This is a genomic window from Paracoccus albicereus (assembly GCF_024359525.1).
Taxonomy (GTDB): Bacteria; Pseudomonadota; Alphaproteobacteria; order Rhodobacterales; family Rhodobacteraceae; genus Paracoccus; species Paracoccus albicereus.
Genome location: NZ_JAKZEU010000001.1, coordinates 484,084 through 497,296, shown reverse-complemented (window position 1 = coordinate 497,296; position 13,213 = coordinate 484,084). Strand labels below are relative to the sequence as shown.

Sequence of the window (13,213 nt, the reverse complement as noted above, 5' to 3'; positions counted from 1 at the left end):
GTTCAACCTTTCGGAAAGGAAGACCCGCATGAAATCCCTGTCCATCACCGCCTTCGCCCTGCTGCTTGCCAGCACGGCCGCCATCGCCCAGACCGAAGCCCCCGCCGAAGGCGAGGCTCCTGCCGAAGGGATCGAGAACCCGATGGTCGGCGGCGATCCCGCCAGCGAGGGCATGGGCCAGGCCGAAATCGACGAGGCGACCGAGCAGGCCGATGCGGAAGACGACGACGATGATGATGACGACGATGACGCCGCAGGCGGCGCACCCAGCGAGACCTATGAGGCATCGGGCAAGTTCGAATACGGCTTCGCGGGGCTTCTGGATGCCGACAACCGCACCGATCTTGCGCCGCTGACTTTGGCCTCGGGCCAGCCGGTCGCGGGCGGTGAATACACGCTGCGCTCGGGCGGCTACTACCGCATCGACATCAACGCGGACGGCAGCGCCGAACTCGCGCTGTCGGGTGGCGATTTCTTCCGTTCCGTCTGGGTGAACGAGATCGTCATCAACGACATCGAGGTGCGTCCCATGGGCGTCCACAGCCTGGAATTCGACGATGCGGGCACCGTCACGATGAGCTTCATCGCCGTGACGCCCGGTCGCTACACGCTCTCGATCCCCGGCTCCTCGGGCGAGACGCAGCAGGCGGTGTTCAACATTCGCTGACATCATGAGAGCCGGCGACGCGCTTTCGGTAGAGAATGTCAGCCACCGCTTCGGCAAGGTCGAGGCGCTGAAGGATGTGACGCTTTCGGTTCCGCGCGGCGCCTTCACGGCGCTGCTGGGCGTGAACGGCGCGGGCAAGACCACGTTGTTCTCGCTCATCACCCGGCTCTACGACAACACGTCGGGCGTCATTCGCGTCGCGGGCCACGACCTGCGGCGCGAACCGTCGCGCGCCCTGGCCCGGCTGGGCGTCGTGTTTCAAAGCCGTGCTCTCGATGCCGACCTGACGGTGATGCAGAACCTCAGCTATCATGCCAGCCTGCATGGTATTCCGGGGCGCAACGCCAAGGCCCGCATCGCGGATGTGCTGGCGCAGGTGGATCTGTCGGGGAAGGCGGGCGCACGGGTGTCTTCGCTCTCGGGCGGCCAAAGCCGCCGGGCCGAGATCGCCCGCGCCCTGATCCACGAACCCGACCTGCTGCTGCTGGACGAGGCGACGGTCGGCCTCGACGTCAAATCGCGGGCAGAGGTTCTTGCCCTGACCCGCCGCCTGATCGCCGAGCGTGGCGTCTCGGCGCTGTGGGCGACTCATATCATGGATGAAATCCAGCCCGATGACGCGCTGGTGATCCTGCATCGGGGTCAGGTTCTGGAGCGCGGACTTGCCGCCGACATCGCCGGCCCGAACGGTCTGACCCGGACCTTTCTCGACCTGACCGGGGTGGAGGCCGCATGACGATGACCGCCCCGACACCGAAACGCCGCGGCGGCTGGCCGATCGCCTTCCTGGGCATCGCCCGGCGGGAAACGCTGCGCTTCGTCAACCAGCGCGGCCGCTTCCTCGCAGCGCTCGTGCGTCCACTGGTCTGGCTGTTCATCTTCGCGGCGGGCTTTCGCGCGGTCCTGGGCATGTCGATCACGCCGCCCTACCAGACCTACGTGCTCTACGAGGTCTACGTGACCCCCGGCCTCTGCGCGATGATCCAGCTTTTCAACGGGATGCAATCGTCGCTGTCGATGGTCTACGACCGCGAAACAGGGGCGATGCGGACGTTGCTGGTCAGCCCGTTCCCGCGCTGGTTCCTGCTGGCCTCCAAGCTGGTGGCAGGCGTGCTGGTCTCGATCATCCAGGTCTACACCTTCCTTGCCATCGCGTGGTTCTGGGACATCCGCCCGCCGATCTGGGGCTATGTCGCGGTGCTGCCGGCCCTGATCCTGTCCGGGCTGATGCTGGGGGCGATGGGCCTGTTTCTCAGCTCCGCCATCCGGCAGCTCGAAAACTTCGCGGGCGTGATGAACTTCGTGATCTTCCCGATGTTCTTCGCCTCCTCCGCGCTCTACCCGCTGTGGCGGATGCGCGAAAGTTCGGTGCTGCTTCATGACATCTGCGCGGTGAACCCGTTCACCCATGCGGTCGAGCTGATCCGCTTCGCGCTGTATCTGCAGGTCAACTGGCTGTCGCTCGCCGTCGTCCTAGGATGTTTGGCCGGGTTTTTCGGCGCGGCGGTGTTCATGTATGATCCGGCCAAGGGCAACTGGGCCCGCCGCAAGGGGGAGGGATGAGGATGCGCAACTGGCTTTTCGGTGTCGCGATCTGGACCGCAGCCGCAGGGATCGCGGGGGCGCAACCCGCGCACGATCCGACCTGGCCCTGCATCCAGCGCAAGCAGCCGCACCTGTCGCTGGGCCAGGTCTGGACCGGACCGCAGCCCGACGATGCGACCGCCGCCATCGCCCGCGACCCCGAGGTGCGCCGCCTTGCCGCCTATCTGGAACAGCGTCGCGTCCCGATGGAGGATGCCGAGGCGCGGATCACGGAATTCGCCGAAGACGCCGACAACCAGCACCTGACCGCGCTGATGTCGGCCGTGTTCCATCAGATCGAACCCGAACGCTCGGCCCTGATCGACGGCATCGCCCGCTACGGAACCTCGCAGCAGGATCTGGCCAAGCGAATCGAGGCGCGCCGCGCGAAGATGGAGGAACTCGAAGCCGCCGCTTCCCCGGACTTCGACGCCATCGACGCCGAGGAAGAGGCGCTCGACTGGGACGAACGCATCTTCACCGACCGTCGCCAATCGCTGACCTATGTCTGCGAAACGCCGATCATCCTGGAACAGCGCGCCTTCGCGCTCGGTCGCGCGATCGCCAGCCATCTGAAGTGACGCGCTGAACCGACTTGATCGCGCAACACCCGCGCAGCCCGCTCAAGCGGTGCCAAGTCCTTTTCTTCTTTACAAAAATATCCCCGCCGGAGGCATTTCGGCGCAGCCGAAACCCTTAACGCTCTCTGAACCGCACGCTCGCAGCCTGTGTACAGGGTGTGTACAGTCTGTGTACGCGCGGTGTACGGGTTGTGACTCCGCAAACGCAGCAAACGCTGGGCATAGCACGGCTCTCGGTGTTGCGCTGTTGCGCCCCCCCGTACGCTGGCGTTGCCGTTAATGTCGGTTAAAGACCGGCGGCCTCGTCGAGGCCCAGCATCAGGTTCAGGTTCTGGACCGCCGCCCCTGATGCCCCCTTGCCCAGGTTGTCCAGAACCGCGACCACCGTCGCGCACCCGGTCCGGTCGTCGCCATGAACCGACAGTTCCAGCATGTTGGTCCCGTTCATCGCGGTCGGATCGATCCGCGCCCCCGGCTCACCCTCTGGCAGCACCCGGATGAACTGCTGGCCTTCGTAATGGGCCGCCAGTGTCGCACGCAAGGCGGCCAGATCGCGCCCGGCCCGCAGATGTAGCGGCAGTTGAACCGCCATGCCCTGCGCGAAATTGCCCACCGCCGGGGCAAAGACCGGACGTGCTGACAGACCGGTTTTCTTCGTGATTTCAGGCAGATGCTTGTGTGCCTGCGTCAGACCGTAGACGAAGAAGGGCGGCGCGGTGCCGTCCTCGTATTCCGCGATCAGCGCCTTACCGCCGCCTGTGTATCCACTGACCGCATTGATCGTCAGCGCCTCGTCCGGCGCGATCAGGCCTGCCGCCACCAGCGGCGCGACGATCGCGATGGCGCCCGTCGAATAGCAGCCCGGATTGCTGACGAAACGCGCGCCTGCGATGGCGTCGCGGTTGCCGGCAGCCAGTTCCGGAAAGCCGTAGACCCAGCCCTCTGCCGTCCGGTGCGCGGTCGAGGCATCGATGAACCGGACGGACACGTCGTCGCCCAGCCCTTCTGCAAGCGCCACCGCCTCGCGTGCGGCGTCGTCGGGCAGGCACAGGATCGCGATCTCGGCCGCAGCCATCGCCTCACCGCGCGCGACCGGATCCTTGCGGCGCTCATGGTCGATACTGACCAGTTCGATATCCTCGCGGCCCTGCAGCCGCTCGAGGATCTGAAGCCCCGTCGTTCCGGCCTCGCCGTCGATGAAAACCCTGTGCGCCATGTCGATCCGCCCTGAAAGCCGCACCCTCCTTAACGCGGCGTCAGGGTCAGCACAATCAGGTGGCGCAGAGGTCCGAGCGGGTCAGGAACCGCTTTTCGCGTCCATTATCCAGGCTGAACATGCCGCCCCGCCCCGGAACGACGTCGATGGTCAGGTCGGTGTGTTTCCAGGTCTCGTACTGGCTGGCCGAGATGTAGAAGGGCGCACCACCGATTTCGCCGATCTTCACGTCGCGACTCGCAACCTTGAAGTCGTCCTGCGGATAGCACATCGGGCTGGACCCGTCGCAGCAGCCGCCCGACTGGTGAAACAGGACGGGGCCGTGGTCGGCCACGATTTCCTCGATCAGTTGCAGGGCGGCGGGTGTCGCAGTCACGGTGCTCATGTCTTCAACCTCCTCTTCAGGAATTTCAGGACCTGCTTCTCCTCGGGGCGCAGATCGTCCTTCTTCATTTCCTCATCGATCTTCTCGCGCAGCTCCAGCTTCAACTCGTCCGCCAGATAGGCGTCGATGATCTGGGGATGGACATAGCATTTGCGACAGATCGCGGGGGTATTGCCAAGCGCCGATGCGACACGCTCGATCGCTTCGCGCACATTCGCCTCGGCCGCCTTCTTGGTGTCGAACTTCTCGTATTCCGACAGGGCCAACGCGGCCAGCACCGTACCGGTCCAGGTGCGAAAATCCTTGGCCGTCACATCGCGCCCCGAGACCTCGCGCAGGTAGTCGTTCACGTCACCCGACCCGACGCTCTGCCGCTCGCCGTCCTCGTCGAGATACTGGAACAGGTGCTGGCCGGGAATGTCCTGTGCGGCGCGGACGATCTTTGCGACGCGGCGATTCTTGATGTCCAGATCCCATTCCTTGCCGCTTTTGCCCTTAAATCGGAAGCGGACCTTGCTGCCGTCGAAGGTCACGTGCCGGTCGCGCAGCGTGGTCAGCCCGTGCGACTTGTTGTCCTTGGCATAGCCTGTGTTGCCGACCCGGATCATGGTGTTTTCCAAAAGCCAGACGATCGTCGCCACCACCTTTTCGGCCGGCAGTCCCCGCCGGCCCATATCCTTGTCGACCTGCGCCCGGATCTTGGGCAAGGCCGCCGCGAATTCCAGCATGTGATCATATTTGGCGGAATCGCGCACCTCGCGGAAATCGGGATGATAGCGATACTGTTTGCGACCACGGTCGTCGCGCCCGGTGGCCTGGATGTGACCGCGCGGATCGGGGCAGATCCAGACATCGGTGTAGGCGGGCGGAACCGCCAGCGCGTTCAGCCGAACGCGCTCGTCGGCGTCCTTGATCGTCTTTCCCTTGGCGTCCCGGTAGGAAAATCCGCGCCCTGACTTCACTCGGGTGATCCCGGGCATGTCGTCGTTGACGTAGATCAGCCCGGCGCTTTCGGCTGCGTCCTTGGGGTCGATGACGGGACTGTCCGTCTGGCTGTGGTCCTTGGGCATTGGGACGATCCGACAGGGAGGAAGCGATGCGTCCCAACGCCGCAAGGCCCCCGCAAGTTGCGGGGAAGCAGGATGGTCCCGAAGGACCACCCCAGGTTCCGGCATCAGAAGAAGCCCAGCTTCTTCGGGCTGTAGCTGACCAGCATGTTCTTGGTCTGCTGATAGTGATCCAGCATCATCCGGTGGTTTTCACGGCCGATGCCCGATTGCTTGTAGCCCCCGAAGGCCGCGTGGGCCGGATAGGCGTGGTAGCAGTTGGTCCAGACCCGGCCAGCCTTGATCGCGCGACCGAAGCGGTAGCAGGTATTCGCCTCGCGCGACCACACACCGGCGCCAAGGCCGTAGAGCGTGTCGTTGGCGATCTCCAGCGCTTCTTCCTGGGTCTTGAAGGTCGTGACAGAGACGACGGGCCCGAAGATTTCCTCCTGGAACACGCGCATCTTGTTGTTGCCCTTCAGGACGGTCGGCTCGATGTAGTAGCCGCTGGACAGCTCGCCGCCCAGATCGGCCGCCTTGCCGCCGGTCAGGACCTCGGCACCTTCCTTCTGCCCGATGTCGAAATAGGACAGAATCTTCTCTTTCTGCTCGGACGACGCCTGCGCACCGATCATCGTGTCGCTTTCGCGCGGGTCGCCCTGCTTGATCGCCTTCACGCGTTCCAAAGCGCGTTCCATGAACCGGTCGTAGATCGATTCGTGGACCAGCGCGCGTGACGGACAGGTGCACACCTCGCCCTGGTTCAGCGCGAACATGGTGAACCCTTCCAGCGCCTTGTCGAAGAAGTCGTCGTCTTCGCGGGCTACATCCTCGAAGAAGATGTTGGGCGACTTGCCGCCCAGCTCCAGCGTCACCGGGATCAGGTTTTCCGAAGCGTATTGCGAGATCAGTCGGCCGGTCGTCGTCTCGCCGGTGAAGGCGATCTTGGCGATACGGTTGCTCGACGCCAGCGGCTTGCCGGCTTCCAGGCCGAAGCCGTTGACGATGTTCAGCACGCCTGCGGGCAGCAGGTCACCGATCAGGTTGACCCAAACCATGATTCCGGCGGGGGTCTGTTCGGCAGGCTTCAGCACGACGCAGTTGCCGGCGGCAAGCGCGGGGGCCAGCTTCCACGTCGCCATCAGCAGCGGGAAGTTCCACGGGATGATCTGGCCCACGACGCCCAGCGGTTCGTGGAAATGGTAGGCGATCGTGTCGTGGTCGATTTCCGAGATGCCGCCTTCCTGCGCGCGCAGAACGCCTGCGAAATAACGGAAATGGTCGATCGCCAGCGGCAGGTCGGCGGCCATCGTCTCACGGATCGGCTTGCCGTTGTCCCAGGTCTCGGCGGTGGCAAGCAGCTCCAGGTTCTGCTCCATCCGGTCAGCGATCTTCAGAAGGATGTTCGAGCGTTCGGTGGTCGACGTCTGACCCCACTTGTCGGCCGCGGCGTGGGCTGCATCCAGGGCCGCCTCGACGTCATCGGCGTCCGAGCGTGCGATCTCGCCGATGTCGCCGCCCGTGATCGGGGTGGTGTTGGTGAAATAACGTCCGGCCTTCGGGGCGACCCACTTGCCGCCGATGAAGTTGTCGTAGCGCTTGGCAAAGGGCATGACGCTCACACCCTTGAAATCCTGTGCTTGGTCGTTCGGCATAATTCTCCCTCCTCTGATGGTCCCGGCATCCTCCAGCCGGGCCTCGCCTCACAGGATGGACCTTGGCGGCCCTGAATCAATCGGGCCGTCTGCGCCGCAGCGCGGAAAGTGTCTCACGGGCGAGACAGTCGGGGCCTATTTGTCGCCGATGCCCAATTTGGCCATGCGACGATAAAGCGTCGCGCGTCCGATCCCCAATGCCCGCGCGGCGGCCGACATGTTGCCATCGGCGCGTGCCAGCGCACGCGTGACCGCTGCACGCTCGGCGCGTTCGAACCCGCCCGCTTGATCGTCACCGCGGCCCAGAAGGTCGGCGGCCGGTCGGGGGCGGAAGGCACCCTCGCGCTCCAGGCCCAGCAGGCGGCGGGCGGCGCGGGTAGCACCGATCGCCAGATCGTCCTTGTCCACTGCCAGCAGCATCGCGGCGTCGGCATCGTCCTGCTGCGCCACGATGATCCGTGCATCGGGGAAACTTGCGCGGAAGAAGGTCGTCTCGATGGCGCGGGCGGTCTGGGCGACCTGTGCCGCGATCAGACGGTTGTAGCGTTCGGTCTGGTCGGCGCGCGCGGAACTGACGTCCAGCGCCGCGATCAGGCCGCCATCCGGGCCCCAGATCGGCGCATCCATGCAAGACATTCCGATGTTGCGGGTGTGAAAATGTTCATCGCGATGGATCGTCACCGGCCGCCCGTCTGCAAGGCAGGTGCCAATCCCGTTCGTGCCCTGCGCGGATTCCGACCAGTCGGCGCCCTGCCACAGGCCCCATTCGCGAAACTGGCCGGCATCGCCATCGCTGACCCGCTGCGCCAGAACCACACCTTGTGCGTCGGTCAGCAACACGTTGCAACCGGAGAGCCCGACCAGATTGTAAAGCTGATCCAGTTGCGGGTCGGCGACACTCAGGAATGGCTCCATCCGCTCGCGACGCCGGGCCAGATCGTCGCCCGAGACACGGGCGGGATCGCGCGTATCCGCAGGATCCAGCCCATGCTTGACCAGCGAGCGTCGCCAGGACGCTGCCAGTGCCGATGTGGCGGCGTTGGATCGGGTCGTCTCGGCGACGAGATCGGCGTGGCGCCGCTCTGCCATGATATCTCCCCCTTTCGGCCCTCCAGCCGACAGGAATGATAGCAGATCGCGACCACGAGGCCAGTTTCCTGATTGATCACCCTTCGGTGACACGCACCTCCCACGGCGCGAGCGCACCGGCGGGCGCATCCGACAGATTGGCGTCGATCGTCACACGCGCGTCGCCATCCTCGCGGACGAAGTGCAGCACCGATCCATCGGCACGCATCTCATGGATCGAACCGGTACGCAGCGCTGGATGCGCCTTCCGCAACGCAACCGCCTGCCGGTAATGGTGCAGGATCGATCCCTGCTCGGCCGCCATCGCCTCGACATTGCGCGCAATGTGTTCAGGCGGCACCGGCAGCCAGGGCTTTCCGTCGGTGAAGCCGCCAGTTGCGCTGCCGTCCCAGACCATCGGCGTGCGGCAACCGTCGCGGCCCTTGAATTCAGGCCAGAACTCAATGCCGTAGGGGTCGCGCAGATCCTCGAAAGCGATGTCTGCCTCGGGCAGGGCCAGCTCCTCGCCCTGGTACAGACAGACGCTGCCGCGCAGGCACATGAGCAGCGTCGCGTAGGCGCGTGCCGCCTGGTCCCACAAGTTCCAGCGGCTGACATGGCGCACGACGTCATGGTTCGAAAACGCCCAGCAGGGCCAGGCATTCGGGGCCTCTGCCTCCAGGGCTTCGAAGACTTCGGCCACGCGGCTCGCGCCCAGATCCTCGCCTGACAGGAAGTCGAAGACGTAGGACATGTGCATCCGCTTGCTGCCCGCGGTGTATTCCTCCAGCAATTCCAGCGCGCGTTCGCTGTCGCCGATCTCTCCCACCGCCGCGGCGCCGTATTGGTCCATCAGCGCCCGCAGTTGCTCGAGGAAGGGCAGATTCTCGGGTTGCGATTTGTCGAATCGATGACTTTGATGGTTGTAGGGATTGACCGCAGGGGCGGTATCCGAGCGTCGCTCGGCCGGTGGAAGAGGCGGGTTGTCCCGCAATTGCGCGTCATGGAAATAGAAGTTGATCGTGTCCAGCCGGAACCCATCGACGCCGCGTTCCAGCCAGAAGCGGGCCACGTCCAGCAATGCCTGCTGCACATCGGGGTTGTGGAAGTTCAAGTCGGGCTGCGCGGTCAGGAAGTTGTGCAGATAGTATTGCTCTCGTCTCGCATCCCATTGCCAAGCCGGCCCGCCGAAGATGGACAGCCAGTTCGTCGGCGCGGTCCCGTCGGGCTTGGGATCGGCCCAGACATACCAGTCGGCGCGGGCGTTGTCGCGACTGGCCCGGCTTTCGGCGAACCAGGGGTGCTGGTCCGAGGTGTGCGAAAGGACCAGGTCGATCAGCACCTTCAGGCCCAGGTCATGCGCACGCGCGACCAGCGCATCGAAATCCGAAATCGTGCCGAACATCGGATCGACATCGCGATAATCGCTGACATCGTAACCATAATCCTTCATGGGCGACCGAAAGAAGGGAGAGACCCAGATCGCATCCGCGCCAAGATCGGCGACATGATCCAGGCGCCTCGTGATGCCCGGCAAATCGCCGACGCCGTCACCGGTCGTGTCCTGATAGCTGCGCGGGTAGATCTGGTAGATCACCGCGCCTTTCCACCAATCGCTGCCCTGCGTCATGCGAACCTCCGAGCCTGTGTCATCCCGGCGATAGGACAGCCCGCGATGCAAGGCAATCGCAGGGTCATTCCCATTCCAGTTCCTTGTACGCGGCCGTCGCATCGCGCGGCGTGTTGACGTCGAACGCGTTCCAGCCTTCGGCCAGCGGCTCCAGCGCGCGGGTGATCTCGGGGACTGCGTCGGACATTGGCATTCCGGCGTCGATGGCGGCGCGTGTCTCGTCGCGCAGCGCCGTCAGGAAGGCGTCCTGGGCGGCGAGCGCTGTCTCCCAATCCTCGGCCACGGGACCGTGTCCCGGGACGATCAGCGACACGTTCAGATCGGGCGGCGCGCCCATCCAGTCGAGCCATCCCAAAAGCGAACCGTCCACGACCGGGGTCAGGTCGCGGAACACCAGATCGCCCGTGAACAGCACATCTGTCGCCGGGTCGTGGACCATCAGGTCGTTGTCGGTGTGGGCGGTTTCGGCCGGAATCAAGGTCAGCACGCGGTCACCCAGATCGACCGTGTCGGGCGCGCCGTCGGGCATCGCGACCACCGTTCCCAGCATCTCCCTGGTCCCGAGGATGCGGTTGAGATTGGGCAGATAGTTGCCGGCCCGAGCCTCCAGCGAAGCCTGCAGCTTCGGATGTCCGACGATCTGCGCCCCGACCTCCGCGAAAACCTGGGCGCCTAGGCTGTGGTCGGGGTGCATGTGGGTCAGAATCAGGTGGCTGATGGGGCGGTCGGTCACGGCTCTGATCGCGGCATATAGCGCCTCGCCTTCGGCCCGGCTGGCCCCGGCATCGATCACCGCAACCGTTTCACCCACAACAAAACCCAGATTGGCGATGCGGCCACCGTTGGCCTCTTCGATTTGACCGGGTTCTCCGTGATGGACAAAGACGCCGGGAGCGATTTCATCGGCCGTCAGTGCGGGAAGCGCTGCGGTTTCGACGCAGTGCTGCTTGCCACCCGTCAGATCGGGATGCCGCGCCAGCCAGTCCGGGACGATCTGCGTCGCCGCACCTTCGCACTGCGCCAGCGTCGCGGCATCGCCTTCGGGTAGCAGGACTTGTCGGCAGGTCGACGGATCCTCGGATAGACAGGCCATAAGCAGAAGGTGAAACATCATCCGATCCTCCTGCCCTGCATCCTGCGCGTTGGCTCGCCGCGCCGCAACTGCCGCCCGCAAGGGTGCGACCTAGCGCTGAGGTCGCATGAAGGATGCTGGATTTTGAATGCAAAACCTGCCAGCGTTTCATCCGAGGAGATCACGTCAATCAGTCGAAGGGGAGGATACCATGAGACTGGCCTTGACCGCCGCGTTCCTTTTGATCGCCGGCCCCGCGCTGGCGCAGGAGACCGGTAATCCGCTGCAACCGTCCGAGACCTGGGACATCGACCTTCGCGAAAGCGTGCTGGGTCTTGAGGCCGAGCCACCGATCGATCCGTCGATCCTGGACCTGTCCGCACCGGTACGGGCTGACGACGCGGCGCTGGTGCCATTGCGGCTAACGCAGCCCGACGGCGCCCCCGCGCTGGAGGCGGCGACCGTCGTCATCGATCAGAATCCGGCCCCGGTGGCTGCGGAGTTCCAGTTGGGCAAGGCGATGGCGCCCTTGGATATGGAGATCAGGGTGCGCGTCGATGCCTATTCCGACGTTCGTGTGATCGGAAACCCCGACGGCGACGCGCCGGTCATGGCCGGGCGCTTCATCAAGGCGTCGGGCGGCTGTTCCGCGCCTGCGGGCAAAGACATGGCCGCCGTCGCCGAAACGATGGGCGACATGCGCTGGAAGACCGCGGTCGAGGGAGATCGCAACATCGGCACGCTGATGATCCGGCACCCCAACTTTTCCGGCCTGCAGCGGGATCAGGTGACCTTGCTGACGATCCCCGCGCATTTCATCGACACGCTCGAGGTGCGTCAGGGCGATGAGATGCTGTTCACGATGTCCGCTGGCATATCGATCAGCGAGGATCCGGTGTTCCGTTTTGCCTATACGCCGAACGGCCAACCGATCAGCGTTCACGCCGAAGACACCGACGGCAATGTCTGGGACCAGACCTTCGATGCCGCCGGCTGACCGGTAACGGGCGTCCTACGCGTTAACCCAAGATCGCGGGTGTCCCGGACAACCGCAGCGCCCGCGCGCCGAGGCGTGCGGGCTCTTGCGGATCATGGGTGACCAGAAGCAGTCCGGCTCCGCTGTCGTCCAGCAGATCGCGCGTCAGGTCGATCATCCGCGTGGCCGTCTCGGCGTCGAGGCTGGCAAATGGCTCATCCATCAGCAGCACGTCTGGCCGTGCGGCGAAGGCCCGCGCCAACGACAGGCGGCGCTGCTGGCCAAGTGAAAGCTGTCGCGGATACTGCGCTTCGCGCCCCGGAAGGCCCACGCGGTCCATCAGCGCCGATGCGGTGGGACCGTCGCAGCCCGTGGGGATCATGATGTTGTCGCGCGCGGACCGCCAGGGCAGCAATGTCGGTTCCTGAAAGACCGTCGCCAGCCGATCAGCGCCGGTCAGCCGGCCGTCGAAAGCGGGGTCGAGACCGGCGACGATCCGTAACAGCGTGGACTTCCCGATCCCCGATGGACCGAGGATCGCCACGCGGTCGCCGCGCTCTACCTCCAGCGACAGCGGACCCAGTACCGCGCGTCCGCCGAAGGACTTGCCGCGCAACTTAAGCCTCATCGTGCCTCCAGCGGTTCGCCCGCCGCTCCCACGGACGCAGGACGCCAAGATCGATCGTCAGCATCACGATGACGAAGGCAAAGGCCCAGGCTAGCACCCCGGCGACATCGAAGCTGGAAAACAGCAGGTGGATCTTGAAGCCGACCCCGTTCGAGCGACCGAGGAACTCGACCACCAGCACGATCTTCCAGATAAGCGAGATGCCCGCCCGCGCAGCCGCCGCGACATGGGGCGCCAATTGCGGCAGGACGACGTGACGCAGCCTTGCCCAGCGGCTCATCCGGAACGCGCGCGCCATGTCGTCCAGGTCGGGTCGCAACGCGCGCGTGCCCTCGCGCGTCATCACCGTCACCACCGGAATCTTGTTCAGCGCGACGGCGGTGATCGCCGCCGCCTCGTTCAGTCCGATCCAGATATAGGCCAGCACGATCACCACCAGCGCGGGGATGTTCAGCGCGATAACCAGCGCTGGGTTCAACCAGCTGTCGACCAACCGCGAGCGTCCCATCCAAAGGCCGAGCGCAAGTCCTACGGCCATCGCGATGGCGAAGCTCGCCAGCACACGGAACAGCGTCATGCCGGCATGGAACCACAGCTCTCCACTTGTCGCGAGGGCGCCGATCCGCGCAGCAACGGTCCATGGCGCAGGCGTCGTTTGCGGTCGATCCGTGATCAGCGCCACCACCGACCACAGCGCCAGCATCA

Annotated in this window: 14 protein-coding genes; 5 read left to right on the top strand and 9 right to left on the bottom strand. The window is 65.0% G+C overall.

Going from position 1 to position 13,213, the window contains the following annotated elements; genetic code table 11:
* Nucleotides 1-28 precede the first annotated feature (28 nt).
* Genes MLD63_RS02495 through MLD63_RS02480 form a run of 4 tightly spaced genes read left to right on the top strand, consistent with a single transcriptional unit; the run spans nt 29 to nt 2,832 of the window.
* Nucleotides 29-667: a hypothetical protein gene (locus tag MLD63_RS02495; RefSeq protein ID WP_439957609.1), complete on the top strand. Its 639-nt coding sequence runs from the start codon at nt 29-31 to the stop codon at nt 665-667.
* A gap of 4 nt (nt 668-671) precedes the next feature.
* Nucleotides 672-1,403: a lanthanide ABC transporter ATP-binding protein PedB/LutE gene (gene pedB / locus MLD63_RS02490; protein WP_255328255.1), complete on the top strand. Its 732-nt coding sequence runs from the start codon at nt 672-674 to the stop codon at nt 1,401-1,403.
* A 2-nt stretch (nt 1,404-1,405) separates the two neighbouring features.
* Nucleotides 1,406-2,230: a lanthanide ABC transporter permease protein PedC gene (gene pedC, locus MLD63_RS02485; RefSeq protein ID WP_255328493.1), complete on the top strand. Its 825-nt coding sequence runs from the start codon at nt 1,406-1,408 to the stop codon at nt 2,228-2,230.
* Between the two features lie 2 nt (nt 2,231-2,232).
* Nucleotides 2,233-2,832 (top strand): hypothetical protein, encoded by a 600-nt coding sequence (locus MLD63_RS02480; protein WP_255328254.1) that lies wholly within the window; start codon nt 2,233-2,235, stop codon nt 2,830-2,832.
* 286 nt (nt 2,833-3,118) lie between these two features.
* Here the strand turns inward: MLD63_RS02480 and argC are convergent, their stop codons facing one another.
* From argC to MLD63_RS02445, 7 genes are all read right to left on the bottom strand, one after another.
* Nucleotides 3,119-4,048, bottom strand: a complete 930-nt coding sequence (gene argC / locus MLD63_RS02475; protein ID WP_255328253.1) for an N-acetyl-gamma-glutamyl-phosphate reductase — start codon at nt 4,046-4,048, stop codon at nt 3,119-3,121.
* A gap of 55 nt (nt 4,049-4,103) precedes the next feature.
* Nucleotides 4,104-4,433, bottom strand: coding sequence for a DUF779 domain-containing protein (locus tag MLD63_RS02470; RefSeq protein ID WP_255328252.1), 330 nt, complete (start codon nt 4,431-4,433; stop codon nt 4,104-4,106).
* Nucleotides 4,430-5,503 carry a DNA topoisomerase IB gene (locus MLD63_RS02465; protein WP_255328251.1) on the bottom strand — a complete coding sequence of 358 codons (1,074 nt, stop codon included), beginning with the start codon at nt 5,501-5,503 and terminating at the stop codon, nt 4,430-4,432. Before MLD63_RS02465 ends, MLD63_RS02470 begins: the two co-directional genes overlap by 4 nt.
* Before the next feature lie 104 nt (nt 5,504-5,607).
* Nucleotides 5,608-7,134 (bottom strand): aldehyde dehydrogenase, encoded by a 1,527-nt coding sequence (gene adh, locus MLD63_RS02460; protein ID WP_255328250.1) that lies wholly within the window; start codon nt 7,132-7,134, stop codon nt 5,608-5,610.
* Nucleotides 7,135-7,269: 135 nt separating this feature from the next.
* The gene (locus MLD63_RS02455; RefSeq protein WP_255328249.1) at nt 7,270-8,223 is read right to left on the bottom strand and encodes a GAF domain-containing protein; all 954 of its coding nucleotides are present in this window, start codon (nt 8,221-8,223) and stop codon (nt 7,270-7,272) included.
* Nucleotides 8,224-8,299: 76 nt separating this feature from the next.
* The gene (locus tag MLD63_RS02450) at nt 8,300-9,832 is read right to left on the bottom strand and encodes an alpha-amylase family glycosyl hydrolase (protein WP_255328248.1); all 1,533 of its coding nucleotides are present in this window, start codon (nt 9,830-9,832) and stop codon (nt 8,300-8,302) included.
* A gap of 64 nt (nt 9,833-9,896) precedes the next feature.
* Entirely contained in the window at nt 9,897-10,946 is a 1,050-nt protein-coding gene (locus MLD63_RS02445) for a quinoprotein relay system zinc metallohydrolase 2 (RefSeq protein WP_255328247.1), read from the bottom strand.
* A gap of 169 nt (nt 10,947-11,115) precedes the next feature.
* Between MLD63_RS02445 and MLD63_RS02440 the strand changes: the two genes are divergently transcribed.
* Complete coding sequence (locus MLD63_RS02440; RefSeq protein WP_255328246.1) at nt 11,116-11,901, top strand: quinoprotein dehydrogenase-associated SoxYZ-like carrier; 786 nt, start codon at nt 11,116-11,118, stop codon at nt 11,899-11,901.
* Between the two features lie 22 nt (nt 11,902-11,923).
* On the opposite strand, the gene MLD63_RS02435 is transcribed toward MLD63_RS02440, so the two are convergent.
* A complete protein-coding gene (locus tag MLD63_RS02435) occupies nt 11,924-12,508 on the bottom strand; it encodes an ABC transporter ATP-binding protein (protein ID WP_255328245.1) in 585 nt (194 codons plus the stop codon).
* A complete protein-coding gene (locus MLD63_RS02430; protein ID WP_255328492.1) occupies nt 12,498-13,211 on the bottom strand; it encodes an ABC transporter permease in 714 nt (237 codons plus the stop codon). Before MLD63_RS02430 ends, MLD63_RS02435 begins: the two co-directional genes overlap by 11 nt.
* Between the last annotated feature and the right edge of the window lie 2 nt (nt 13,212-13,213).